This window comes from Hymenobacter chitinivorans DSM 11115, assembly GCF_002797555.1.
GTDB classification, from domain to species: Bacteria; Bacteroidota; Bacteroidia; order Cytophagales; family Hymenobacteraceae; genus Hymenobacter; species Hymenobacter chitinivorans.
In genome coordinates, this window is record NZ_PGFA01000003.1 from 125745 (window position 1) to 151685 (window position 25941).

Genomic DNA, 25941 nt, shown 5'->3' on the forward strand with positions numbered 1-25941 from the left:
GTTGGCACGGCTAGTTGGGGCTGGGGAAAATGCCTTGCAGGCAAATAACGTAATTAAGGCTGATATAGGGCTGCATGTTGTTGTGGGCCTGGCTGCCACCGATGGCACTCGACACGTTGACGGGCGGAGTGGCGGTGGGAGAGTTGGCCAGCTGGGTGTTTACATTGCCGCCGTACTGTGGCGCGCCCCCGCCGTTATCGGCCAGGTAGTGGTGCACCGTAGGACCCGAGGTGCCCGAAAGGTTGGTGGTGCCAGTGGCGGTGCTGGCTTTCAGGCCGTGCACGTGCGGCGGAAGCTCGGCGGCCAGCAGCACATGGGCTACCTCGCCGCCTTTGTCGCCCACAATCAGGCCGTTGCCGCTGTGGGCAATAACCCGGCCCCGCAGGTCGGGGAGGGCGAAGTTTACCCGGCCGTCGCCGCCGAACCGTGTACCCAGCAGGCTAAACAGGGCTTGGTTCTGATTGATGGGCAGCAGCTGACCGTTGCACTGGGCCCAGCCTTTGGGCGCGAAGTTGAAGGAAACCAGCATGATTTCCGACAGGAAGGATTCTATTCCCTGGGGAGAAGCCACGTTCAGCGAACCGGCCGTGGCGGTCTGGCTTTTACCCAGCAGCACGCCACCACCCAGCACCGCGCCCAGCTTTTTGAGCCAGCTCCGCCGGGAAAAGCCGCCGGCCGGCAAGTCATTTATTGAAGACATAGTGCGCAAAAGGCTACGTTGGGGAGGGGAAAACGCCAAACAGCGAAATAATGTAGTTGACGGCCAGGTAGGGCTGCATGTTCTCGTGGGGCTGATTGCTGCCAACCGGGCCCAGCACCTGAGCGGGCTGGGTCACCAGGTTGGTGGTAGCCTGGGTGTACTGGGCCGAACCCGAGCCGCTGTCGGCTGGTACGGCCCCGATGGGGGAGGCCGAGGTGCCGGGCGCCGAGCTGGCGCCGAGCGTGTGCGTGTGCGAGGGAATCTGCGTGGTGGTGAGGAACACCGATTCCTGCCCACCTATTTCGGCCATTTGGAAAGTGGTGCCTAAGCCCGGACCAGTCCCCATGTGCAGCGGCACCCGGCCCCGCAGGTCGGGCAGGGCAAAGGTCGACTCCCCGTCGCCGCCGTAGGTGGTGCCAATCAGCTGAAACAGAGTCTCATTCTCGGAAATAGGCAGCAAGCTTCCATCACAGAACATCCAGCCCGCCGGGGCGAAGTTGCCGGCGAAAACGGCAATTTCCCCGACGTAGGGTAGGTTGCTATTGGGCCGCATGGATACCAGCGGCCGGGGCTGAGCCACCGCGCCGGGCCGCAGCCAGCGCTGGAAGCGTTGGAGCAGGGAGCGGCGCCCGGCCACGGAACCGGACGCCGAAGTAGAAAAGTCAGCCATGAAACTAGCGGAGCTCGAAAGAGGAATACGAAGGAAACTGACCGACTACGACTCCCGGCGCCAGGCCCCGTTGGTGTAGATATAGCGCGCCGCGTACTTCGACAGAATGTTGCCCGTGCCGCTGCTCGAGACGACCGTCAGGTAGCCGTTGTCGTTGTTGACGATGACCAGGCGCTGGCCTTCGGTGCCCGTGCCCAGCGTCACTGTGCCATTGGTGGCGCTGTTGTCGTTGTACACGATGTTGGTCACGGCCGGATTCACGGTCGTGGAAGTGGTAGGTGCCAGGGCCACGGAATTGCTTTCAGCCGTGTAGTTGCCCGCGCCCACCGTGGCCCACCCCGTGGCTGTGTACTGGTACAAGCCGGGCGTGTTGTCGGTCTGGATGATAAGCAGACCCACGACCGGGCTGCTGATGGCATTGCGCTGCGTCTGGGTCATGCGCGGGGGCAGCAGGCCTTTGCTGGTGCTGGCCACCTCCAGCAGCGCCGAGGTAGCCGACGGGGCCGCCGCCCCCACCACTAGGCTGCCGCCAACGCTGCCGTTGCCGGTTACGGCGCTGGTACCGCCCACGGTGCTATTACCGGTTACCGCACTGGCACCACTCACCGTGCTGTTGCCGGTCACGCTGCTGTTACCGGTTACCACGCTGTTGCCGGTCACCGTTACCTGGCCCGCGTCGTTGATGCTGATGCCGCCGGTGCCGTTGTTGGAGAGGGTGTTGCCGGCCAGCTTCACGGGCGAGGTAGCCGTGGCGTTGCCCAGGTTGTCGCCGGCGGTGGCCTTGTCGGGCAGCCACAGCCAGGTGGCCGTAGCGGTGGCGCTGGCGTTGTAGTAGAAACCGGGCTGGGTGCCGTCGGTCTGGTACACGAGCAGGCCCTGGGCCGGGCTGCCAATGGCCGTGCGCTGGGCCTGGGTCATGCGTGGCACTAGCATGCCCTTGGTGGTGCTGCTCACGTCCAGCACTGCCGACGAATTCGGGATAGTGACGCCGATGCCGACGCTGCCGGTTTGGGCATATGCTGATCCTGAAGTAATTGCCAGGGCAGCCGCCACCAACAAACGAAACCGTAAATCTTTGCTCATACTCGCGGAAATCGACCTGGGCACACGTGTGCTAGGTAGGCTCCCAAAATTAGAAATTATTAAGGAAAATATTGAGCCTGACAGAGAAGATATTACAAAAGCCAAGCGCGACAGTAGCAACCCCGGCGCCGGCCCGGGCAGTATAGAGGTGGTTGTATAATCCAGTAGTTGCCCGTCGTATGCGTCAGCTCTTGATACTAAGCCTGAGTCTGCTGCTTTTCGCCTGCGGACCGGCCGATTCATCCCCCGCTCAGCGCCGCCAACCCGCCGCTCCTCCTCGTATGCAGAACATCATCTTCTTCGGCAACAGCCTCACGGCCGGCTACCAGCTGCGGGCCAGTGAGTCCTTTCCCTCCCTGATTCAGGAGCGCCTCGACTCGCTCAAACTCCCCTACAAAGCCTTCAACTACGGCGTGAGCGGTGAAACCACCGCCGGCGGGCGGCAGCGCCTGCCCAGCGTGCTGGCCCGGCAGCCCGTGGATGTATTCGTGCTGGAACTGGGGGCCAACGACGGGCTGCGCGGCATTCCGGTGCGTGAAACTACCCAGAACCTGCAGTTCATCATCGACCAGGTGAAACTCAAGTATCCGCAGGCCCGCATCGTGCTGGTAGGCCTGGAGTTTCCCTTTGACCTGAGCGTGCTGGGTGGCCACCAGTACGGGCGCTACGCGGCCGAATTCAAGGCCCTGTTTCGCACCCTGGCCGAGAAAAACAGCGTCGCCTTCGTGCCGTTCCTGCTTCAGGGCGTGCTGGGCCAGCGCCAGCTGAATTTGCCCGACGGCGTGCACCCCAACGCGGCCGGCCAGAAGATCTTAGCCAACAACGTGTGGGCCGTGCTGGGCCCCCTGGTAAACGACCAGCCCTAAACCAACGGAGTGGCTTAGGGCTGGTCGGGCAGTTATGACAAACCGATTAAGTGCTTACCCTTCAATCTGGTAGCCGATGGGCTTGAAGGCGTAGTTGTTCGACATTTCGGCCGAGCAAGCCGTCAGGCCCACCAGCAAGTCCATCTTGGCTTCGAGCACCACGTAGTCACCGGCCTTGCTTTTGGGCGGCAGCACGGCCACCTTACCCGTGTCGCCGTCCACCGTCACGTGCATGAAGATGTTGAAGCTGATGGGAATGGCGTCGGGGCTAATGCCGTAGTCCTTGAGGGCCGCGCACAGGTTGCCGAAGCAGCCACGGTGCGGATGGGTGTGCCCGTAGATGATGCGGAAGGTATCGGCGCTGCAGGGCGTGAGCAGAAAGTCGTGCCGGCCGACGGTGTCTTCCACAATCTCGCACATGACGTTGCTGCGGTTGGAATACAGGGGGTGGCCCTTGGTCAGCAGAATTGTTTCGGCGTAGTCAATGGTACGGCCCGAGGAAATGACCTCGCCTTTGTCTGCGAGGTTGTAGCACACGAAGTCGGACACCTGCTCGCCTTCCAGGTCAACAACTTTGAGGCGCTGGCCTTTTTTGAGCAGAAAGGAAACGCCGCTGCGGGGCGGAATGATGGTGAGATTATCGGGCATGTTGGCTTAAAAATGGGCATTTCCAGGCTTGGTCATACGCCTTGCCGCTGTATTGGTATACTTCCGAGGCCTGACCGTAGTCTTCCAGCATCGGGTTGATGGAGCCCGAGTAGGCCACGTCGCGGGTCCGGATGGTGTCCCGGAGCTTGTCGTAGCGGCTCGCGGCCCGAATCCGCTCGAACTGGTCGTGGGCGTTGAAAACCAGGGTGGGGTACTTAAACTGCCGGGCCGGCCGGCTGCTGCCCGGGTGCAGCCCAATGACGAAAAAGGCTTCTTCCTTGAGACTGTAACTGAAGTCGGGGGAAGCGGGGTCGGCCACCACGCGCTTGTCGTAGCCGTAGCGCTGGGCATCCAGGTTGGACACGGCCTGCAGGCGCTGCCACAAAAACTCGTCGAATTGCGCCTCGGTCGGGTGCTCGGGGCCTTTGAAAATAATGGCCGCGCTGTGGTAGAGCTTTTCACTCTGCCGGTAGGTATCGACAAAGTCGTAGAGAAACTGCAGAATGGCCGCGTCGTCTTTGGGGCAGGCCATGTGGTCGACGACCAGGGTCTGGATCTGGTTCCAGGTCAGGGCCGTCTTGGCGGCCACGCAAGGAAAGTCTCGGTTTTGTATAAAATCAAGATATTCCGTTGTTTCTATATTTTGTTCTTCATCAGTCATATCCAACAGATTCGGTTGAAGTCAGGAGCAGAATAGCTCTATTCCTGCCCTTGAATACGACTGGATTTCTGTTGAAGTTTGCTAATATAATTGTTAAACAAATTTTTCCGTTTGGCGTAAGCCTCCCCGCTTTTACGGTTGAACTTGCTGTAGAGCCAGACTAAACGGTAAAACGGCCGGTTGAAAGCTCGGCCTTAGCCTTACTAAAAAACCGGAAAGGCGGCCCGACTTAGTTGTCGAACCACCTCTCCACTACAGGCTACTGTTCTGCTTCAGCCAGCGTAAGCTCAAGCATTGTACATTTCCTGGTAGTACTCCGTCGCCATGCGGTGCGACTCGAACTTGGGCTCGACTTCGCGCATAGCGGTTTTGGCTACTTCCAAGTATGGTTAAGGCTTAAAATCCAGGTGTTGGTTGAAAAACGGCAGAAGCTGCTGGTACATCCGCCCGTTGGGCCCCATAACGCCGCTTCCGTGGGTACCCTGGTATTCCTCAGCCGAGTGCCGGATGCCAAATGTGGTGAGCAACGTGCTGAAGGTGCGGCAGGTAGCCGGAATATGGCGAAACTCGTCCTGGGCACCCCAATCGAAGGCTAAGGCGCGCAGCTGACGCAGCCCGGCCGCACGGGCCGGCAGCAGGTACGTAGGCGTGGCGGCCTCCCAGCGCGGTAGCACCGCGTCGCGCCGGGTTAGGCTGTCGGGGCCCAAAGAGCCGGGCAGCGCCGCCCCGAAAGGAGTGGTCTTTGGGTCGGGCGAAAAAGCCCGGGCCAGCGCCACGGTCATTTGTCCCGGAAAATTACCCGCCAGAGCAGCCCGACCGGGGGCACGCAGGGCAGTGCGCAGCCCCGAGGGGTTGGTCATGTACTCGGGGCTGGGGCCCACGAAGGCGGGGCTCAGGGCGTAGGCTGCAGCCCAGGTGCCGGGGTAGAGCAGGGCCAGACGCAGGGTACCGTTGCCGCCCATGGAGTGGCCCGCCAGGCCGCGGCTACCGGGGCGGGCCAGGGTGCGAAACTGCCCATCGATAAAGCGGACTAGTTCCTGGGCAGTGAAGTCGGCCCAGGGGCCGTTGGTGGCCGAGTTGGTGTACATGCTGCCGCCAAACAGCGTTTTCTCGTCAGGCGTCACCACGATTAGCGGCCGAATTTTACCAGCGGCAATGGCCTGGTCGAGCAGGGCGGGCAGCCCGTCCTGATTGAAGACCAGGCTGTCGCTCCAGGCGTAGCCGTGGAGGTAGTAAAGCACCGGGTAGCGGCGCTGGGGCGCAGCATCGTAGCCCGGCGGCAGATACACGCTCACGCGCCGCCGCGGGTTTTCACCGCCGGGGTTGTGGGCCAGCAGCTTCGAATCGAGGTAGGTAACCACTACCCGGCCGGCCGGTACAGTTGGCTGGGCCCGCAGCTTGCCCGAGGCCAGTAACAGAGTCAGAATCAGGAGCAAATTTCTCATGCGGCGGGCAAGGTAATATGTAGCGTCGGGAGCAGCCAATGCCTAGCCGGGCCAAACACAAAAAGCCCGGCTTCCGCAGAAACCGGGCTTTTCGGGCTTTCGGCAGCCGCGGGGCTAAGCCGTGTACATTTCCTGGTAGTACTCCGTCGCCATGCGGTGCGACTCGAACTCAGGCTCGACTTCGCGCATGGCGGTTTTGGCAATTTCCAGGTACTTGGCCGGCTCGTCGTAGTAGAGCGGCAGGATTTCGTTTTCCAGCACGTCGAGCACGCCGCGGGCTTCCACGTCGTCCTTCACGTTGTCGGGCTCGTTGAGGTTGGCCAGGGGCAGCAGGAAGCCGTTTTCACCGTGGCGCACAAACTCCGGAATCCAGCCGTCGGGGATGCTCAGGCTGAGGCTGGCGTTCATGGCGGCCGTCATGCCGCTGGTACCGGAAGCTTCGCGGGGGAAGCGGGGCGTGTTGAGCCAGATGTCGGAGCCGGTTTTGAGCAGCTTGGAGAGGCCCAGCTCGTAGCCCGTCAGCACGGCGCAGTTCTTGAACTGCTTGGTTTTCTGAATGATGTCGTTGAACATGCCGATGGCGCCGTAGTCCTTGGGGTAGGGCTTGCCGGCCCAGATAACCTGCACGGGGCGGTCCTGGCGGCTCACCATCTGGGCAAACCGCTCGAAGTGGCGCAGAATCAGGTTGGCGCGCTTGTAGCCGGCAAAGCGGCGGGCCCACACCACGGTCAGCACGTCGGGGTCGAGCAGGGTGCCGGTCTGGTCGGCTACGAAGTCGAAGAGCTGCTTTTTGAGCTCCCGCTTCCGGGCTTTCAGGGCCGCGTCGTCGTTGGCTTCCAGGGCGGCGTGCAGCTGGGCGTCGCGCCAGTAGGTGCCGTTCTGGGAGTTGGTAATCGGGATAATCGGGCAGATGCCTTCGTAGTGGCCCCACATTTCGTTGGCCACCTGCCCGTGCACTTTCGATACGGCGTTGGCTTTGCGCGAGAAGCGCAGGGCGGTGAGCGTGTAGTTCAGCGTCTCGTTCTCCACCCGGGCCACCCGGCGGATTTCGTCGGCGGGCACCGTGCCGAAGAAGGTCATGTCGGTGAGCAGCTGCATGGGGTGCTCCTCGTTGCCGGCCAGCTCGGGCGTGTGGGTGGTGAATACCAGGCGCTTCTGCACTTCCGCCAGGCTGCGGCCGTGCTTTTCGTAGAGGTAAAACGCCAGCGGCAGGCCGTGGCCTTCGTTCAGATGATACGTGTCCATCTGCACGCCCAGCAAATCGAGCAGCTTGCCACCGCCGATGCCCAGCACCATCGACTGCGCCACCCGGGCGGCCGTGTCGGCGTCGTAGAGGTAGTGGGTAATGGTGCGGGAAATGTAGTCGTTTTCGGGAATGTCGGTGGTCAGAAAGAACATCGGGGCCGTGCCGAACGTGTCGGGGGCCAGGTACATAGCCTTCACTTTCACCTCGGCCCCGTGGATGGTGATGGGAAACACCAGGCCGGTGTCTTCGAGGAAAGAGTAGGACTTGAGGCGAAAGTCGGCCCGCATGGTCTGGTCCTCGTTGCGGCCCTGGTCGTAGTAGCCGTAGCTCCACAGCATGCCGATGCCGATGAGGTTTTGCTTGAGCTCGTAGGCCGAGCGCATGTGGGAGCCGGCCAGGAAGCCCAGGCCGCCCGAGTAGGTTTTCAGGGCCTGATCGAGGGCAAACTCCATGGAGAAGTACGCGGCCTGGGTGGAGAATTCGGGGGCCGGCGCGTATGGTTGAAACTGGAAGGGCATGAGAAGTGGGGAGGGAAGAAGTGAAGCGGACGGCGGCGCGAGCCGGCCCTCCAAGCCGCCAAGGTCAGCACAAATCCGGACTTAAAAAAAGCCCGAACGGCGTGAGCCTCAGAGCAAACGTTTGCATTCGAAGTTCTTTTTCGCCGGATTTGGCCGCCGCCGGCACCCGGCTTGCCTAAATGAAATTCCCCGGCCGGCTGCCGGCATTCAAAAAGCAGAAGCAGACCGCGAATAAACTACGCAACAAAAAGCCCGAACAAAGACGCAGTTAAAAGGCTTTTTTCGGCCAAAACAGGCTGCAAAAGCAGTTTTAGCGCCGGGCAACTGGACTTTTATTGTTCGCTATTTCTGCTAAAGTTACCTTGCTGCTCCTCTTTCCCGCTGACCTGATTTCGTCCATGAAATTCCCAACCTTCCTGCCCCTGCTCGCCGGGGCCCTGCTGGCTACGGCTCCCCAGGCCATGGCCACGGCCGCCGCCGCCCCCACCGCCCTTGTTGCCGCCCCGGCCAAAGCCGCTGCCTCTACCCGCATCGACCCGACTTTTTGGTGGGTGGGCATGAAAAACCCCAAGCTGCAACTGCTCGTGCACAGCCCCGGCATTGCCGACAGCAAGCTGAGCCTGGCTGCCTACCCCGGCGTGACGCTGGAGGGCACCCAAAAGCTGGAAAGCCCGAACTATCTGCTGGTCAACCTCACGATTTCGCCCGAGGCTAAGCCCGGCAAGCTGCAACTGAGCTTCACCGGGGGCAAAACCAAGCTCAAGTACGCTTACGAGCTGCGGCAGCGCAGCACCGACAAAAGCCGGGTGCAGGGCATCAACAGCGCGGACTTTATCTACTTCCTGATGCCGGACCGCTTTGCCAACGGCGACCCGAAAAACGACGTGGTGAAAGGCACCAAGGTAGACCACATTGCCCGCGACTCGATGTACGCCCGCCACGGCGGCGACCTGAAGGGCATTGAGCAGCACTTCGACTACCTCAAGAGCCTGGGCGTCACGGCCATCTGGCCCACGCCGGTGACCACCAACGACATGCCCAAGGCCAGCTACCACGGCTACGCCCTGACCGACTACTACAACTGTGACCCGCGCTACGGCACGACCGAGGAGTACGCCCAGTTTGTGCAGAAGGCCCACCAGAACGGGCTGAAGGTAATTCACGACGTGGTGCTCAACCACATGGGCTCCTACAACTACCTGTTTCTGGACCAGCCCGCCAAAGACTGGTTTCACCAGTGGCCCACCTTCACCCGCGGCAACTACCGGGACGGCACCGTAAATGACCCCTACGCCTCGGCCCTGGACCGCAAGATGTTCAGCACCACCTGGTTCGACTCGACGATGCCCGACCTGGCCCAGGAAAACCCGCTGGTGACCAACTACCTGATTCAGAACTTTATCTGGTGGGTGGAATACACCGGCCTCGACGGCTACCGCATCGACACCTACCCGTATTCCGACCCGAAGTTCCTCATGGACTGGGGCAAGGCCCTGCTGGATGAGTACCCGCAGCTGGGCATGTTCGGCGAAACCTGGATGCAGCAGGCCGAGGGCGTGGCCCAGCAGGCGTACTGGACCAGCAACGTGTTTCCGCCCGTGGATGGCTTCAAAAGCAACCTGCCCGGCGCCATCGACTTCCAGCTCAAGTACGCCATTGAGGAAGCCCTGAACAAGGACGCCGGCTGGGCCGAGGGCGTGTCCAAAATCTACTACACCCTGCAGGGCGACTGGATGTACCAGGATGCCACCCGCAACCTCATCTTCCTCGACAACCACGACATGAGCCGGGTTTTCTCGGTGCTGGGCGAGGACGTGAACAAGCTGAAAGTGGCTTTGGCCTGGCTGCTCACCGAGCGGGGCATTCCGCAGCTCTACTACGGCACCGAGATTCTGATGAAGAACTTTTCCAACCCCGACGGCCTGGTGCGCTCCGACTTCCCCGGCGGCTGGAAAGAAGACAAGCGCAATGCCTTCACCGCCGCCGGCCGCAGCCCGCAGGAGCAGGATATGTTCCAGTACGTGAGCAAGCTGGGCACCTACCGCAAAGCCCACCCCGTGCTGCAAACCGGCAAGCTGATGCACTTCATTCCCGAGGGCAGCGTGTACACCTACTTCCGCTACAACGACCAGGGCGAAACGGTAATGGTAATGATGAACACCGGCAAGGAGGAAAAAACGGTGGACACCAGCCGCTTTGCCGAGCGCCTCACGGGGTACTCGTCGGGCGTGGAGGTGACTTCCGGAGCGGCCGTAGCAGATCTGAAATCCGTGAAGGTGCCGGCCATGACGGCGCTGGTGGTGGAGCTGCGGAAGTAAGTTCTATCTTGTTTTCTCGCAGAGGTCCGCAGAGGGATGCGCGGAGGTAAAACGAGGAAAAATGACCGAGAACGAAATTGCCTACGTAGTGCGCGGGTCAGCTTTTAAGGTACACACCGCACTAGGCCCCGGACTGCTGGAGTCGGTGTACGAGGCAGCTTTGGCCTACGAAATTCGTAAGCAAGGGCTGCTGGCAGCTACGCAGGTAGGCCTTCCGGCGTACTACGATGAAGTGAAGCTGGAGCTGGGTTTTCGCCTCGACCTGCTGGTGGAAGAGAAAGTAATTGTCGAAATTAAATCAGTCGACGCCTTACTGGACGTGCATCACAAGCAGCTCCTGACTTACCAGCGGCTCTCGAAACGCAAGCTAGGTTTGCTCATCAACTTCAACCTCCCGCACGTCAAAGACGGCATCGTCCGGATAGCCAACGGCCTCTAAAGAACAACCTCCTTTTAACCTCTGCGCATCCCTCTGCGGACCTCTGCGAGAAACCTACGAGAACAGCTATGAACGACCTCACTGATAAAGTCGCCATCGTCACCGGAGCCTCCCGCGGCATTGGTCGGGCGGTGTCTTTGCTGCTGGCCATGCAGGGCGCCAAGGTAGTATCCGTGGCCCGCTCCACCGACGAGCTGGACGAGCTGGTGCACAAAACCAACGGCCTGGCCATTCCCGCCGACGTATCCGACGAAGCCGACGTGCAGAACGTCGTCGATGAAGCCATCCGCCACTACGGCCACGTCGATATCCTGGTCTGCAACGCCGGGGTGGGCTCGTTCAACCTGCTCGAAAACAACGCCGCCGACGAGTGGGACCGAATCTTCGACGTGAACGTGAAGGGCACCTTCCTGTTCTGCAAGTTTCTGGTGCCCCACCTCAAAGACCGCAAGAGCGGCCACATCGTGGGCATTACCTCCGACGTGGCCCGGCGCACCTTCGAGCACGGCACGGTGTACGGAGCCAGCAAGTTTGCCCAGGATGCCTTGCTGGGCTCCTTGCGCAAGGAAGTGCGGCCCCACGGCGTCAAAGTCAGCACCATTTACCCGGGCCTGGTCGATACCTACTTCAACGAATCCAAGCCCGGCAGCCCCGACTCGGAGAAAACCCACCTCAAGCCCGCCGACATTGCCCAGGCCGTGCGCTACATCCTCGAAGCCCCACCCCACGTCGTCGTCGACGAGCTCATGATCCACCCGCTGACGCAGGAGTGGTAAGGTTTTAATGTGGAGAATGTGCGAATGTGATTGAATGTGAGAAATGAGAAGAATGGGTAGTATCTGCCTTCAATGAGTGGTTTGCCTCATTTTCCACATTTCTCACATCCCAACACATTCTCCACATTAACCTTCTATCTTCCCCGTACTATGAAAAAACTGCTCCTGCCTGCCGTAGCCGCAAGTTTGGCTTTGGCTTCTTTCGCTGTTCCACTTCCGAGTTCCGTTTCTGCCGTGTCCGAGTCTTTTGCCGCTGCCACCGACCCCAATACTACCGACGAAGTACCGCAGGATCATAAGCTGGTGATTTACCAGGTGATGACCCGCCTGTTTGGCAATAAGAAAACCCTGAACAAGCCCTACGGCACCAACGAGGAAAACGGCGTGGGCAAGTTCAACGACATCAACGACGTGGCCCTGCAGGCCATCAAGAAGATGGGCGTGAGCCACGTGTGGTACACCGGGGTGCTGGAGCACGCCACGATGAGCGACTTTACCAAGCTCGGCGGCCCCGGCCCCGACGATGCCGACGTGGTGAAGGGCCGGGCCGGCTCGCCCTACGCCATCAAGGACTACTACGACATTGCCCCCGACCTGGCCGTGGACGTGAAGACCCGCAAGCAGGAGTTTGAGGCCCTGGTGAAGCGCACCCACGCCAACGGCCTCAAGGTTATCATCGACTTCATTCCCAACCACGTAGCCCGCAGCTATAAGTCGAATGCCAAGCCCGTGGGCGTGGTAGACTTGGGTGAGAAAGACGACAAAACGGTGGCCTTTGCCCCCAACAACAACTTCTACTACCTGCCCGGCAAGAGCCTGGTCGTGCCCAAAGCCGGCAACCCGCTGGGCGCGGCCCTGGGCCCGAAGGAAGATGGTAAGTTCATCGAAACGCCGGCCAAAGCCAGCGGCAACGACGTGTTTTCGGAAGCGCCCAAGGTGGACGACTGGTACGAAACGGTGAAGCTCAATTACGGCGTCGATTACCAGAACAACCGCAAAACCCACTTCGAGCCCATGCCCGACACCTGGCTCAAGATGCGCGACATCCTGGTGTACTGGGCCCAGAAGGACGTGGACGGCTTCCGCTGCGACATGGTCGAGATGGTGCCCACCGAGTTCTGGGCCTGGGTGATTCCCGAGGTCAAAAAGGTAAAGCCCGACATCATCTTCATGGGCGAAGCCTATAACCCCAAGGAGTATAAGAACTACCTGGAGAAGGGCAAATTCGACTACCTCTACGACAAAGTAGGCCTCTACGACGGCCTGCGCCGCCTGATGACGGGCAGCGGGACCACCGAGGATATTACCAAGGTGTGGAGCGAGGAAAGCCGCGGCTTCAGCTCCCGCATGCTGCGCTTCCTGGAAAACCACGACGAGCAGCGCATTGCCTCCAAGGAGTTTGCCGGTGACCCCCGCACCGCCATTCCGGCCATGACGGTGTCGGCCACGCTGGGCTCGGGCCCGGTGATGGTGTACTTCGGGCAGGAAGTGGGGGAGCCCGCCCACGGCGCCGAGGGCTTCAGCTCGGCCGACGGCCGCACCACCATCTTCGACTACTGGGGCGTGCCCGAGCATCAGAAATGGATGAACGGCGGCAAGTTTGACGGCGGCAAGCTCGATGGGGTGCAAAAGCAGCTGCGCGACTTCTACTCCCGCCTGCTCAACCTGACCAGCACCAGCGACGCCATCCGCCGGGGCCGGTTCTACGAATTGCAGGACGCCAACAACCTGGGCAAGAACTACGACCAGCGCCGGGTGTACACTTACCTGCGCTACACCGACAAGCAGAAGCTGCTCATCATTGCCAACTTCAGCAAGGACGTGACCCTGACCCCCAGAATCGACATTCCGAAGTCGGCCATGAAGGCAATGGGCCTCGACCCCACGAAGTTCTACACCTACACCGACGTGCTCAACAACGCCCCGACCACCGAGAACCTGAACATCACCCTGACTCCCCTGAGCGCCTACGTCTTCGAAATCAAAGCCAAGGAATAGAGCTTAGGGCCTGGTGCTCGGTGCTTGGGCTCCCGGGGAAGTGGCTACCGAGCAAGCGGAAGTCACTTCCCCGCCCTCGAAGGGCCTTAACGCTTGCGCCGAAGTAGCTTTGGCCTGCGCCTAAGTCACTTCCGGGAGAACAATAGTCACTTTTGCTTGCTACTAAGCCATTTCCAGGCAAGCAGAAGGGACTTAGCAGCAAGCCAAAGTGACTTTGGCTTGCCCGGTAGGGACTTTCCATCCCGGCTTACCTACTGATCAAACATTCGCTTCCGCTTTTCTTCGTCACCTACCGCCTGCTTCTCCGCTCTACCCTCGCCATTCCGAGTTCGGAGCTCTTACTCTCCCCTAAAATTCCCCCACTAATGGCTACCAGCGTCGCGGCCTCGTCTGGCACAGACACCCGCCCCAAACCCCGCCTGAGCTTCTGGCAGATCTGGAACATGAGCTTCGGCTTTTTGGGCATTCAGTTCGGCTTCGAGCTGCAAAACTCCAACGTGAGCCGCATCTTCGAAACCCTGGGTGCCAACAAGGACGATATTCCGATTCTGTGGATTGCCGCGCCCCTCACCGGCCTGCTGGTGCAGCCCATCATCGGCTACTTCTCCGACCGGACCTGGCATCCGTTCTGGGGCCGGCGCCGGCCGTACTTCGCCATCGGGGCCGTGCTGGCCACCCTGGCCCTGTTTCTGATGCCCAACTCCTCGGCCCTGTGGATGGCCGGCGGCATGCTCTGGATTCTGGACGCGAGCATCAACATCAGCATGGAGCCTTTCCGGGCCTTCGTCGGCGACAAGCTGCCCAGTGAGCAGCGCACCAGCGGCTTTGCCATGCAGAGCTTCTTTATCGGGGTGGGCTCAGTCATTGCCGCGGCCCTGCCCTGGGTGTTCAACAACTGGTTTCATTTGAGCAACACGGCCCCCAGCGGCGAGATTCCGCCCTCGGTAAAGTGGGCCTTCTACGCCGGCGGGGTGGCCTTCATCCTAGCCGTGCTCTACACCGTCTTTACCTCCACCGAAACCCCGCCCGAAGACATGGAGGAGTTCCGGCGCGAGAATGCCCAGGCCGGCATCCTGGACGGCATCAAGGAGTCGTTTATGGGCATCTTCCACATGCCCACGGCCATGCGGCAGCTGGCCATCGTGCAGTTCTTCACCTGGTTTGCCCTGTTCTCGATGTGGATTTACTCCACCAACGCCGTGACCAGCAACATCTACGACATGAAGGTGGATAACGCCCTCTACGGCCGTATCACCAGCTTCATTACCGCCCAAACCAACCAGGCTACCGACGACAAGGCCAAGAAGGAGCTGAGCGCCCTGCAAGCCGACATCAGGGAAATAGACCAGTTTCAGGCCGCCCAGCCCAGCAAGATTCTCACCATCAACCTGGCCAACTACTACGTGAGCCACGCCCAGCCCGCGTACGACGACAAAGTCGAGCTCAAGCGGGTGCAGCAGCAGTACAACGACGGGGCCGACTGGCTCAGCCTGGCTTCGTCGGTGCGCAACGGGGTGGCGGCCATCTTCGCCTTCATCATCCCGCTCATTGCCGCCCGCACCAGCCGCCGCCGCACCCACATGCTCTGCCTGCTCATCGGCGGTTTGGGCCTGCTTTCCCTGAAGTTTATCGGCAACCCCAACCTGATTATGGTATCCATGGCCATGGTGGGCGTGGCCTGGGCCAGCATTCTGAGCATGCCCTACGCCATCCTGGCCGGCTCCTTGCCGGCCAACAAGATGGGCTACTACATGGGTGTGTTCAACTTTTTCATCGTCATCCCCCAGATTGTGGCCGCCACCATCCTGGGCTGGGCCACGATGCACCTGTTCCAGGGCAATACCCTGAACACCATTGCCCTGGGCGGGGCCTCGATGATTGCCGCCGGCCTGTTTACGCTATGGGTTAAGGACAACGACGACGTGCACCCCAGCGTCCACGTCGAAGACTCGCCCGGCTACGACACGCCCACGGCCACGGTCCCGCGCACGTAAAGGCGCCTCTTGAGTCTCTACAAAGCCTCTTCCGGAAACGGGAGAGGCTTTTTTAGTTGTTAGTTGATTGTTGATTGTTGTTAGTTGATTGTTGGTGGTTGTTAGTTGGTGGTTGTTGTCTGTCATCCTGAGCGTAGCAACGCGGAGCGAAGGACCTTCCTCACCTACCCCACAAAGCCTGATGCCAACGCGCAAAAGCCCTTTACCCACCAATAGTAAAGGGCTCTGTCACGTTGAATCAAGCTTGTTACTCAGCTGAGGAAGGTCCTTCGCAAAGCTCAGGATGACAACCACCAACAATCAACCACCAACAATCAACCACCAACAATCAACCATCAACCACCAACAATCAACCATCAACCACCAACAATCAACTAACAACCAACAACCAACCCCAACTACGTACTTACCCAGCCCCGAATCCGCACTTTTCCCGGCAACGCGGGCCCGGGGCGGCGCCGTATTCACTTAACCTATCTGTTATCTGTGCGGGCCCCGCCGACTATCCGGCCCCGCTACGCTTACTCCACCGGCCGCCGTATGCTCTTTGCCACCATTTTCTTCAGCGCCTTCTTTGGCATTTACGCCCTGATTCTGCTGTTGCTGGTCTGGCCCCGGCCGGCCTTACCCCGGCTTACGGCCACGCCCAAAGTCAGCATTCTGATTGCGGCCCGCAACGAAGAAGCCACCATTGAGCGGTGCCTGCGGGCCTTGGCAGGGCTTAACTATCCGGCTTCCCAGCTCGAAATCCTCATCGGCGACGATGCCTCCACCGACGACACGATGGGCGTGGTGCAGCGCTTCATTGCCGACAAGCCCCAGTTTCGGCTCTTGCCCATCCGCCACCGCCTGGGTACGGCCCGGGGCAAAAGCAACGTGCTGGCCCACCTCTGCCGCGCCGCCACCGCCGACGTCTTCCTCATCACCGACGCCGACATGGCCCTCTCGCCCGACTGGGTGCAGACCATGCTGGCCGCCGCCCCCGAAGGCGTGGGCGTCGTGACGGGTATTACCACGGCCGCGGGCAGCCTCTTCGGCCGCCTCCAGGGCCTCGACTGGCTCTTCGGCCTCAACCTGATTCGGGTCCTCACCGACCTGGGCCTGCCTATTACGGCCGTCGGCAACAACATGCTTGTCACGCGGGCCGCCTACGAGTCCATCGGGGGCTACGAGGCCCTGGCCTTCAGCATCACCGAGGATTTGCAGCTCTTCGACCAGATTGTGCGCCAGGGCTGGGGCTACCGCAATATTATTACGCCCTCGGCCCTGGGAATATCCGTGCCCCAGCCCACGGTGCTGCACCTGCTGCGGCAGCGCAAACGCTGGATGAAAGGGGCCGTGCGCCTGCCCTGGCAGCTGGGCCTGCTCTTCAGCTCCTACGCGTTTTTCTACACCGTGCTGGGCTGGCCGGGCCTGCTGCCCCTCCAGCTGATTGTTCTGCTCTACGCGGCCAAGGTCCTGTGTCAGACCCTGTTTTTGGTCATTACCCTGCAGCAGGCTGGGCACCGGGAGTCGTTGGGCGTGCTGCTGCTCTACGAGTGGTACTTGCTGCTGATGTCGTTGGCGGTGCTGGGTTATACCGTCTGGCCAAGCTCGATTCTGTGGAAAGAGCGGCGCTACCGCTGGGCCGAAGGCTAAGCCAGGGGTTTAGTGGGCTTCCGGTAAGGGCACGCCCAGCCACTGGTAGGCGGCTTGCTCCTCAATAAAGGTACGAAACACGGTTTCCTGGGCGCTGATCCGGCTATTGATCAATGCCTGCTGGTAGGGCGTGACCAGATACGCCATCCGCAGCTCCCGGCCGGGCAGGGCCTGCCGCATTGCGGCCCGAAAGTCAGTCAGAACCCAGGTGAAATCCTCGGCTTCGGCCAGCCCGCGGATGCGCAGGTCAATCAGCCAGTTGGCGGCCTGCGGCGGCTGGGCAAATACGAGGGCCGCCTGGTAGCCCGCCCGGTGCTCCTGGGGCGTCACGACCCGGTTCCAGCGCATAAACAGCACGTGCAGATCGGGGCGGTAAGACAGACGCAGGAAGTCGAGCTCGGTGGCGGGTACGGGCACGGCGGGATACTAGCTAAGGAACGGCAAGAGGTGCAGTATACCAGTAACAGGGAAAGGCCCCGGTAATGTTTTGACGGGCCTCTGCAGAACCCCGGCGGAAGACCTGACCGCGGGCAGCAGGTAAAAATACTTGGTTTAGTAATCAGGTGTTTACACGGTTTTGATTGCGCGGGGTAAGCTCCTCCTTTGGGCTCAGGAAAACGCGGCCGGGCTGCGAACCTCGACCCCAACCTCTTACCGTTACCTCTATGAAGTTTTTGTATCCGCTGTTGTTGGGCGGCCTGTTGCTGGCGGGCTGTCAGCAGAACAGCAAACCCGACGCCGCCGGTGCCGGCGCCACCACCGGCCTGGCTGGGGCGTCCACCGACACGGCCTTTGTTATCACTTTCAGCTCGCTGCCCCCGGCAGAGCTGGCCGCCGGCGCCACGCCCAAGCAGTTGGCTGAGTTTGCCTGGGCCGAGTTCTTGGCCCTGAACTGGCAGTCTAACTACGACACCATCCGGAAGCAGCGCGACGCTCCGGACCCCAATTGGAACTACCATGACCCGAGCCCCAAGCTCACGGTGTGGGAAACCTATGCCCACCGCACCGAGCTGCAGCCTGCCAACGACTCTATACGGCCCTTCAACTCGGCTCCGCGCTACAGCTACGGCGAACAGATTAAGCGCGCCCGCAAAGGCGTCAGCTTTTCGCTATTCAACAACCTGGACGAGAACAGCGAAATTGGTTCCTGCAACCTGTATGGGCAAGTAACCTCTTCCCCGCAGCAGATGGTGTTGTACCAGGCTAAGGTCAACAGCAACGAGTATAACTATATTCTTAAACGCTACCCCAAGCAAGGTTCGTTAGGGTTGGCGATAAAGACCAACATAGCCAATATCAAAAAGTATAAGGCTTATTACGATACGACAGCCGCGAAAAACAAAAAATACAAAGGCAATTGCTACTGCCCACCCGGTGTGTTATGCCTACCCTGCGGTAATGACACGCTCAAGACTCGCCAGGGCATCGGCACCATTGAGGTAAAAACGGCCTGGCGCCAGCTCAACGCCAACGAGGACGCTTCCAAATTCTTGACCCGCAACGTGGTGTATTACCGCCAGAAAGCAGGGAACGATACCCTGTTTTACGATAATGCCACCTTCGCGCTTATCGGGATGCACATCATCCACAAGACCGTAAACTACCCCGACTTCGTGTTTGCGACCTTTGAGCACAAGGACGTGGAGAAGGATAAGATGGGCTTCCGCCTCATTCTGCAAAATAAACAGAAGCAGGATTCCCTGAGCGCCCTGCACTACCCGTACCAGCGCCTGCATCCCCTCACGAAGGTCGACAGCCTAGCCACCGTTGCCGCGCACCGTAAGATCAAGGCAATGAACCGGAACTCGGTACTGCTCAACTACCGCCTGGTAGGCGTACAAGGCACACCCACCAGCAACACCAGCACCCCTAACTTCTTTTTGGCCAACTACGTGGTAGAGTCGGATAGTCTGCTGGCCAACTTCCACGGCAGCGGCTTCGCGCACCCCCACGACCAAAAGCCCAATATTCTGCTCAAGGGCAAGCTGCTCTCGGCCGGGGGCTGCCAGGGCTGCCACGGCGTGGCCCAACAAAAGTTTGGCACCGACTTCTCCTTTCTGCTGGGCGGCACTACAATGGCCCCCGACATCGACGAAACCCAGCAACAGAAGCTGATTCGCTACATCCGCGCCACTACTATAGCTGCGGCCAAGCGCAAAAAATAAGCAGCCCGTTTTGCACCAGCTTACCCCTTGGCAAAGGGCCACAAGAAAAAAGCTCTGCGGAGCTTTTTTCTGCGTATAAATCAGTGTTACTACCTTAGTTACTTGCCAAACCAGCCATTCAGAGCTGAGTCGGGCAGAACACTGGGACCGTAAGACGGTTTATTGCTATACTACATATGAGTGCAAAGTGGGCTTCGGCCATTTATTTCCAAAATGCGGCCGGCCAACTGCTGGAAGACCCTGCCGGGTTTTTGCGGGTCAACTGGACGGCGGCGCCCCGGCAGCTGCCGGATACTCAGGCGTTGTTTACGCACATGCTCATGGCCTTGCAGCGCCACGGCTGGAGCCGAATTCTGATTAATCAGGTTGGCATGCCACCCTTTTCATCGGCCGAGCAGCACTGGGTAGCCCAGGAATGGGTGCCGCGGGCGGTGCAGGCCGGCTACCGGCACGGGGCCATTATTGTGTCGGCCGACGTGATGGTGCGCCTGGCTACGGCCTATATTACCACCCATATTCAGGGGTTGCCGCTGGTGTACCGGTCCTTTGAAAAGGCCCCTCAGGCCGAAGAATGGTTGCTACAGCAGCCGAGCCAGCCCGAGTAAGCCGCCCGGCTGCTGCCCCTGCCTTACCTAGGGCTGCGTGGTGCTCAAAGAGGGCACTGTAGCCTCTTCCGATTGTGGATTCCAGCCGCGCAACGCGGTTTCGTAGTTGTAGAAAGCCGCTTGGTCGACATTGAGCTGCCGCGACCAGGCCGTACGGCCCTTGGCCCCGGCCCCGGGACCTTTCGACTTGTATTCGGCAAAAAAAGCGTCCTGCTTGTTGTCTTCCTTGCCCCAGTGGTCCCAACCCTTGGCCTTGATGACGTTGCTCAATTCGCAGTTCAGGAACACGGTTTTGGCGGCCGGCTTCCAGGGCCGGCCCAGAAAATACGACTCCTCGGGCGCGTCGCCGACTACCTTGCAGCGCTGAAACACGTAGCCGAAACCGATGCTGTCGGGGGTGGAGGCGGCGGTGATGCAGGTGCCCTTGGGCTTGCAAAACAGGGTGCAGTCTTCAAACCAGGCCGTGGCGGCACCCAGGATAAAGTCGGTGGTGCCTTCGATATAGCAGTTCTTGTAGTACTGCCGGCTACCGTAGCCGTAGGTGTAGAGCGTGTCGCGGAAACCCAGGAAGCGGCAGTTGATAAAACGGGCCTTGTCGCCGTAGACCCACATGGCCGGGGCCTGACCAGCCAGGCCGGCCGAGTTCTGGAAGGTAATGTTCTCGGCCGTGAAGTTGTTGCCAAAAACCCGGAAGCTAGCCGCTTCGGAGGTGCCCAGCTTTTCGCCGGCGTCGGTCTGGCGGCCGTTGTAATCGTCGTAGACGAGGACGGTTTCGTTGAGGTCTTCCCCCAGCAGCTTAACGAAGTTCTGCTTTTTGGCCAGGTTTAGCTTCTCCTTATAAGTACCCTTCTTAATGAAGATGGTAATCGGAATATCATTGCCTTTCGGCACGGCATCCAGCGCGGCCTGTACCGTGGTGTAGGTGCCGCTGCCGTCCTGGGCTACTACCAGTTGATTAGTTTGAGCAAAAGCAACACAGGAGGAGAAGAGGAGCAGCCAAACGAAGAGGAGCTTTTTCATGGAAAGCGGGGGAGGTAGAAATAATCATGGATTTGACAAAAATGATTGCTGGATAGGTGTGAGAAATTGCGCTAAGCGCAGGGTCGGGGAATTGGTGAAGCAAAATAGGAGGAAAGGAAGTTGTATCAAAGTCCGGCGGTTATAAAAAAGAACGGAGGGGCGCCCTGGCCCCGCCCTACTGCAAGGGTGGGCTCTGGTGCTGGGCACGAAGGCCCGCCAGCGAGGATGGCGGCACTATGCCATGCAGTATCTATCTTGAGCGGCTCGTCATTTCCCTGCTCTATGAATTCCCTGCTTACCGTAGTCACCGCCTATTTCGACTTGGTCGATTCGTTCACGACTGATCCGGCCGCGTATGCGGCGGTGCTCCACCCCGACGTGGTGCAGACCGAATACCCTAATGCGCTGTATAAGACCATGCAGCGCCGCACATTCAGCGATATTATCGATAATCTGCGCATTGGGCGGGAACTACTGCACGACCCCCACTTCGAGGTACAGCGCACTCAGCTCTGCGCCGACGACACGCTAATCGTGGAGGGCCACTGGCAGGCCACGGTGCTGAGCGACGTAATGGACCTGGCCCGGGGGCAACGCCTAGCGTCGCAGCTGTGTTTGGTTTTCGAGTTCAAGGACGGCAAGATCTTCCGGCAGCGCCGATACCCCTGCTACGAAGCCTTTTAATAGCGTGATGGTGTTAAATTGAATTATATAAAGTATTGATTGTTCTATATGTTTAGTCCATCTGCGGCGCGGTAGTGTGGCACTGGCTTGGGGCCGCCGCTGCGTAGTTCAATTTCCACTGGCTTAAGCATGCCCTAATAACAAGGCCTTTCCACTCTGGAAAGGCCTTGTTGGTAACGGAGCAGTATCGAACAGGAACTAGGAGCCCACGCCGTTGCTGGGCTCAGTGCCGGCCATTTCGGGCGCGGCCGCCGCGTTGTCGTCCGGCCCACCGGTGCCGGTGGGACCATTTTGCACGGGCACATCGGTCGCCTCTTGCCCCACGCGCTCCGACATCCGGCCCGCCCCGGCGCCCGAGGTGCTGGCGTTGCTCAGGGGCTGTCCGCCGCGCACCTCAATCTGGTGGCGTCGGGTTTTTTGCTCATCCTTGGGCACGCTCACGCGCAGCACACCGTCTTCAAAAGCGGCCTGAATGCCGCTAGCATCGACGGTATCGGGCAGCTGGAAGGAGCGGCTAAACGAGCCGAAGGAGCTTTCTACCACGTGGTAGCGGCGCTGGTTTTGCTCGTTGCGGAAGTGCCGCTCCCCGGCAATGGTCAAGCGGCCCTGGTGGAAATCCACCTTGATATCCTCGCGCTTGAGCCCGGGCAGGGCCGCCTCAATCTCGTAGCTCTTCTCAGTTTCGTAGGCATCTACGTGGGGAGAGAAACTATTCACGCGCCCCCGCGCCGCCAGTGAGTCGTTGAAGAACCGGTCGAGCATCGTGCTGAAGCTTGACGAAGCCAGATCCGAAAACGAATCCTGATACTTTTGAATAGCCATGGTCGTACAGGTTTGAAGTGAAACAAACGAATACAAGCGGCCTTAATACGCGGGCAAAAAACCGGTAGTTACACTTCAGAAAGTGGTTTTTCTGGTCATTTGAACTCATTTTAGCCGAACCCGCCGGCCTATTTGTCCTGCAGATGCTCGGCTTTCCAGCGCATGGCCGTCAGGACTCGGGTGCGGCCACTGGGGTGGTCGAAGAAGATGACTTCCTCCAGCGGAGTGGGGCTGATTTTGCGGTACTCGGAGAGCTTCATGGCCGTGGAGGCAAACCCGTCGGGCTGGCGGGCGGCGTTCAGGCCAAAGACGTCGGCTTCCTGCTCCTGGGTTCGGATGATGGTGTTGAAGCCGGGCTGAGCCAGGAAGGTAAACACCCCGAACAAGGCGGCTATCAGGGGTAGGCCGCCCACGTCGCCGATGCTACTGATGCCCCAGCGTGTGCCGTAGCGGCCCAGCAGGCGGTGAAAGGCCCAGTCGACGAAGGCCAGCCCCAGCCCGACGATGAGCACGAAGAAGATGAGCATCTTGGGAATGTGGTTGAGCACGTAGTGGCCCAGCTCGTGGCCCATGACGGCCTGCACCTCGGCCGGAGTGCAGCGGTTGAGCAGGTTGTCGTTGAGCGACACTCGAATAGTGGAGCCCAGCCCGCTCACGTTGGCGCTGATCCGCTTGCTCTGCCGGGAGGCATCCACCAGGTACACGTTGTCGGCCGGCACGCCGTTGGCCCGGGCCATGCTCAGAATCTGGCGGCGCACCGGGCCGTCGGGCAGCGGGGTGTATTTATTGAACAGCGGGCTGATAAAAACCGGCGACACAAATACGGCCACTACCAGAAATCCCGCGGCCAGGGCCGTAGCCCACACCCACCAGCGGCGGCCCGCCCGCCGGATGGCCACGTACAGCACCAGCACCGCCACGCTACCCACCACCACCGACAAGGCCAAGCTCTTCAGGTCATCGGTCAGCCACTGGCCGAAGCTCTGGTTCGACAGCCCGTACTGATGCTCCCGGACGTAGTTGTCGTAGATATTCAGCGGGTAGCTCAGCAGGTGGGCCAGTAGTATATAGAGGGCAATGTAGGCCCACGTGGGCAGCACTTTGGTGGGCAGGCGCTGCGTCCAGGCCTTCATACGGCGGGACAGGCCCAGGACCAAGAACACGGCGGCCAGGGCCAGGCCGTAGAGCAGGTTGCCGAGCTGCAGCCAGTAGCCGCCTTCAAAATAGGCATCGGAGCTGGCTTTCTGGGCCGTGGTCAGGGTGTTGAGGTAGTGCTGGGTGGCGGCCTCTACGCTGAAGGCAGTGGAATCGGGGGAAGGGGCAGCCAGCACCGGCAGGGTCAGCAGCAGAAGCAGGGCACCGACGCCCAACTGGCGTTTGGTAAATAGGGACATACAAGCAAATGAAAAGATACAACTAGTAACGTGCCCTCCTGCGGCGGCAGGGAGCGGAGCTATATTCTAAAACCCAGATGCGCAGGTGCGGGCCGCAGTTGCCTACCATCGGGCTGAAGCGGGGAAACAGTAAAAACTGCCGCTACCGACTGGCTAGCAGCGGCCCAATTTGTTGGCGCACTGCCGGTAGCAGAAATAGCTCGTGGCCCTGGCCGGGGAGCTGCACTAATTTGGCGAGGCTGCGCCGCTGGTGCAAAGCCTCCCAATACGCCCAGCTGAAGCGCGGCGGCGTTACCGAATCGGCCTGGCCCACAACCAGGGTAATGGGCACGGTCACGTCCACATTGCCAACCAAGGCCTGGGGCGAGAGGCTGCGCACCGACTTTTTCCAGATGGCTTTGCCTTCTTCCAGCTGTAGCATATGGCTGCGCCAGCGGGGCACGTCGCAGGGGCAGGAAGCCAGCAGGGCTGCATCAGCCCGGTCGGGGTAGCGACCCAGCACGTTGGCCGCTATGGCCGCTCCGCCCGAATGACCCGCCACGACGACCCGGCCCGCGTGATAATGTTCCCGCAGCTCCCGCAGGGCGGCCGCCACGGCATCGACGGCGGCAGCGGTGTAGTTGTCGCCGGTAGCCTCGCCCCGGGTGCCGGCCGACTGCTGCCCCTGCGCATCGGTGTAGCCGGGCCGCAGCAGGCCCACGGCCACTACGTTGGGGTAGGTGGCGGCCAATTGCCGGGCCAGGGTGTACTGGTACTCCGGTGGGCGAAAGGGCGCGTCGCCGTGCAGAATGACCACCAGCGTGGGGCGGGAAGTGAGTTTGGGGCTACGGAAGGCGCGCAGGTGCAGGCGCTGGGTTTTCTGGCCCACCCATTCCAGTGTGTCGGGAGTAAGGCTCTCGGCTAGCCCGCCGCCTGCGGGGGAGTTGGCCGAGTTACCCTGGCAGCTACTGGTGAGCAAAGCGGCAAAGCCAAGCAGGGCGGACAGATGGTAGCGGAGGGGCAGTGGCATGGCGGTAACGGATAAGAAGCAGATATCCAACCTCCCAGCCGCGGCGCTGGGCAGGAGGTTGCTGCTCCGAGTTAAGCAAAAGCGCGCAAAACAAACAACCGCCAACTGAACAGGGCGGGAGCCCGCCGGCTGTTTCCCATTTTCGACAAACTACCAGCTAGTCGGGGTGGTGCTGAGGGGAGCTGCGCCGCCTTGCTGTTCAAACTTATTACGCCGGCTGCTGGTAGATGCCCTACCTTTGATTTATACAGTAGCCAAGTCGTCCGGTATGAAACCCAACTCCCTCGAAGACTTTTACGCCAAATTGCGGGCCCCCACCGAGGCTACACCCCGGCCCGCCGCGGGTGGGCAGCACGAAGTGGGCCACTTCAACATCTTTCGGGTGGAAGACCTGATGCGGACCTACCCCAACCGGCCCCAGATGTCGTTCGACCGGCGGGAGTTCTACAAGATGAGTTTGATCCGGGGCCGTAGCCGGGTGGAGTACGCCGACCAGGCCGTGGAAGTCGAGCGGCAGGCCCTGTGGTTTGCCTCTTCGCGGGTGCCCTACCGTTGGCTGCCGCACACGCTGGAGCAAAGCGGTTACTTCTGCATCTTCACCGAGGAGTTTCTCTTGCCCGGCCGCAGCGGGGTGGTGCTGGAAGAACTCCCGATGTTCCAGCCCGGCGGGCAGCCAGTACTGGCACTGAATGATGCCGAATATGCCGCCGTGGAGGCCGTTTTTGAGAAAATGGCCCGGGAAATCACCTCCACCTACGCCTATAAGTACGACCTGCTGCGCACCTACCTCTGGGAGCTGGTGCACGGCGGGCAGAAGCTGCAGCCGGCCCCGGCTGCGGCGCCCAATCACAGCGCCGCGGCCCGGCTCACCAGCCTGTTTGGCGAGCTGCTCGAGCGGCAGTTTCCCCTGGCCGCGCCCCAGCAGCAGCTGCGCCTGCGCACGGCCAAGGACTACGCCGACCACTTGGCCGTGCACGTCAACCACCTCAACCGGGTGCTCAAAGAAACCACCGGCCACACGACCACCGAGCTCATTGGCGGGCGGGTAACCCAGGAGGCCCGGATGCTGCTCAAGCAAACCACCTGGACCGTCTCCGAAATTGCCGACAGCCTCGGCTTTACCGACGTGGCCCACTTCTGCAATTTCTTCAAGCGCCAGACCAGCCTTACCCCCGGCGACTTCCGCAGCTAGCCCCCGTTGTTTGAATGTTGCAGCAGATGGTTTGACTCGCGCAATGGTGC

The 25941-nt window shown here is 60.5% G+C and carries 23 protein-coding genes; 11 read left to right on the plus strand and 12 right to left on the minus strand.

Annotation, left to right across the window (positions count from 1 at the left end; all coding sequences use genetic code 11):
* Positions 1–10: 10 nt before the first annotated feature.
* The 3 genes from CLV45_RS17635 to CLV45_RS17645 are packed head-to-tail and all read right to left on the minus strand — an operon-like array spanning position 11 to position 2453.
* Complete coding sequence (locus CLV45_RS17635; RefSeq protein ID WP_245882906.1) at positions 11–700, minus strand: phage tail protein; 690 nt, start codon at positions 698–700, stop codon at positions 11–13.
* Positions 701–713: 13 nt separating this feature from the next.
* Positions 714–1370: a phage tail protein gene (locus CLV45_RS17640; RefSeq protein WP_317045123.1), complete on the minus strand. Its 657-nt coding sequence runs from the start codon at positions 1368–1370 to the stop codon at positions 714–716.
* Positions 1371–1415: 45 nt separating this feature from the next.
* Entirely contained in the window at positions 1416–2453 is a 1038-nt protein-coding gene (locus tag CLV45_RS17645) for a hypothetical protein (RefSeq protein ID WP_157807617.1), read from the minus strand.
* 179 nt (positions 2454–2632) lie between these two features.
* On the opposite strand from CLV45_RS17645, the gene CLV45_RS17655 reads away from it, so the two are divergent.
* A complete protein-coding gene (locus CLV45_RS17655; protein WP_245882907.1) occupies positions 2633–3319 on the plus strand; it encodes an arylesterase in 687 nt (228 codons plus the stop codon).
* A gap of 54 nt (positions 3320–3373) precedes the next feature.
* Here the strand turns inward: CLV45_RS17655 and CLV45_RS17660 are convergent, their stop codons facing one another.
* From CLV45_RS17660 to glgP, 4 genes are all read right to left on the minus strand, one after another.
* Positions 3374–3967 (minus strand): DUF1989 domain-containing protein, encoded by a 594-nt coding sequence (locus tag CLV45_RS17660; protein ID WP_100337803.1) that lies wholly within the window; start codon positions 3965–3967, stop codon positions 3374–3376.
* Positions 3957–4628, minus strand: coding sequence for a guanitoxin biosynthesis heme-dependent pre-guanitoxin N-hydroxylase GntA (gntA, locus tag CLV45_RS17665; RefSeq protein WP_100337804.1), 672 nt, complete (start codon positions 4626–4628; stop codon positions 3957–3959). Before gntA ends, CLV45_RS17660 begins: the two co-directional genes overlap by 11 nt.
* Positions 4629–5017: 389 nt before the next feature.
* Positions 5018–6073, minus strand: a complete 1056-nt coding sequence (locus CLV45_RS17670) for an alpha/beta hydrolase (protein WP_100337805.1) — start codon at positions 6071–6073, stop codon at positions 5018–5020.
* A 114-nt stretch (positions 6074–6187) separates the two neighbouring features.
* Positions 6188–7837 (minus strand): alpha-glucan family phosphorylase, encoded by a 1650-nt coding sequence (gene glgP, locus CLV45_RS17675; RefSeq protein WP_100337806.1) that lies wholly within the window; start codon positions 7835–7837, stop codon positions 6188–6190.
* 362 nt (positions 7838–8199) lie between these two features.
* Between glgP and CLV45_RS17680 the strand changes: the two genes are divergently transcribed.
* From CLV45_RS17680 to CLV45_RS17710, 6 genes are all read left to right on the plus strand, one after another.
* Complete coding sequence (locus CLV45_RS17680; RefSeq protein WP_245882908.1) at positions 8200–10155, plus strand: glycoside hydrolase family 13 protein; 1956 nt, start codon at positions 8200–8202, stop codon at positions 10153–10155.
* A 61-nt stretch (positions 10156–10216) separates the two neighbouring features.
* The gene (locus CLV45_RS17685; RefSeq protein WP_100337807.1) at positions 10217–10594 is read left to right on the plus strand and encodes a GxxExxY protein; all 378 of its coding nucleotides are present in this window, start codon (positions 10217–10219) and stop codon (positions 10592–10594) included.
* Positions 10595–10662: 68 nt separating this feature from the next.
* The gene (locus CLV45_RS17690) at positions 10663–11370 is read left to right on the plus strand and encodes an SDR family oxidoreductase (RefSeq protein WP_100337808.1); all 708 of its coding nucleotides are present in this window, start codon (positions 10663–10665) and stop codon (positions 11368–11370) included.
* A gap of 318 nt (positions 11371–11688) precedes the next feature.
* The gene (locus tag CLV45_RS17695; protein ID WP_245882923.1) at positions 11689–13368 is read left to right on the plus strand and encodes an alpha-amylase family glycosyl hydrolase; all 1680 of its coding nucleotides are present in this window, start codon (positions 11689–11691) and stop codon (positions 13366–13368) included.
* Between the two features lie 365 nt (positions 13369–13733).
* Positions 13734–15362, plus strand: coding sequence for an MFS transporter (locus CLV45_RS17700; protein ID WP_211289968.1), 1629 nt, complete (start codon positions 13734–13736; stop codon positions 15360–15362).
* Positions 15363–15902: 540 nt separating this feature from the next.
* A complete protein-coding gene (locus CLV45_RS17710) occupies positions 15903–17000 on the plus strand; it encodes a glycosyltransferase (protein WP_100337810.1) in 1098 nt (365 codons plus the stop codon).
* A gap of 9 nt (positions 17001–17009) precedes the next feature.
* Here the strand turns inward: CLV45_RS17710 and CLV45_RS17715 are convergent, their stop codons facing one another.
* Complete coding sequence (locus CLV45_RS17715) at positions 17010–17417, minus strand: hypothetical protein (RefSeq protein WP_100337811.1); 408 nt, start codon at positions 17415–17417, stop codon at positions 17010–17012.
* A 248-nt stretch (positions 17418–17665) separates the two neighbouring features.
* Between CLV45_RS17715 and CLV45_RS17720 the strand changes: the two genes are divergently transcribed.
* Both CLV45_RS17720 and CLV45_RS17725 read left to right on the plus strand, forming a co-directional pair.
* Entirely contained in the window at positions 17666–19165 is a 1500-nt protein-coding gene (locus tag CLV45_RS17720) for a hypothetical protein (protein ID WP_100337812.1), read from the plus strand.
* Between the two features lie 176 nt (positions 19166–19341).
* Positions 19342–19770 carry a hypothetical protein gene (locus CLV45_RS17725; RefSeq protein WP_100337813.1) on the plus strand — a complete coding sequence of 143 codons (429 nt, stop codon included), beginning with the start codon at positions 19342–19344 and terminating at the stop codon, positions 19768–19770.
* 27 nt (positions 19771–19797) lie between these two features.
* Here the strand turns inward: CLV45_RS17725 and CLV45_RS17730 are convergent, their stop codons facing one another.
* The gene (locus CLV45_RS17730; RefSeq protein ID WP_100337814.1) at positions 19798–20790 is read right to left on the minus strand and encodes a pectinesterase family protein; all 993 of its coding nucleotides are present in this window, start codon (positions 20788–20790) and stop codon (positions 19798–19800) included.
* 282 nt (positions 20791–21072) lie between these two features.
* On the opposite strand from CLV45_RS17730, the gene CLV45_RS17735 reads away from it, so the two are divergent.
* Complete coding sequence (locus CLV45_RS17735) at positions 21073–21474, plus strand: nuclear transport factor 2 family protein (RefSeq protein ID WP_157807619.1); 402 nt, start codon at positions 21073–21075, stop codon at positions 21472–21474.
* A 198-nt stretch (positions 21475–21672) separates the two neighbouring features.
* On the opposite strand, the gene CLV45_RS17740 is transcribed toward CLV45_RS17735, so the two are convergent.
* From CLV45_RS17740 to CLV45_RS17750, 3 genes are all read right to left on the minus strand, one after another.
* Entirely contained in the window at positions 21673–22296 is a 624-nt protein-coding gene (locus CLV45_RS17740) for an Hsp20/alpha crystallin family protein (protein WP_100337816.1), read from the minus strand.
* Between the two features lie 128 nt (positions 22297–22424).
* Positions 22425–23690 carry a M48 family metallopeptidase gene (locus tag CLV45_RS17745; RefSeq protein ID WP_100337817.1) on the minus strand — a complete coding sequence of 422 codons (1266 nt, stop codon included), beginning with the start codon at positions 23688–23690 and terminating at the stop codon, positions 22425–22427.
* A 142-nt stretch (positions 23691–23832) separates the two neighbouring features.
* The gene (locus CLV45_RS17750) at positions 23833–24699 is read right to left on the minus strand and encodes an alpha/beta hydrolase (protein ID WP_100337818.1); all 867 of its coding nucleotides are present in this window, start codon (positions 24697–24699) and stop codon (positions 23833–23835) included.
* 268 nt (positions 24700–24967) lie between these two features.
* Between CLV45_RS17750 and CLV45_RS17755 the strand changes: the two genes are divergently transcribed.
* Positions 24968–25891, plus strand: coding sequence for a helix-turn-helix domain-containing protein (locus CLV45_RS17755; protein ID WP_100337819.1), 924 nt, complete (start codon positions 24968–24970; stop codon positions 25889–25891).
* Positions 25892–25941 lie beyond the last annotated feature (50 nt).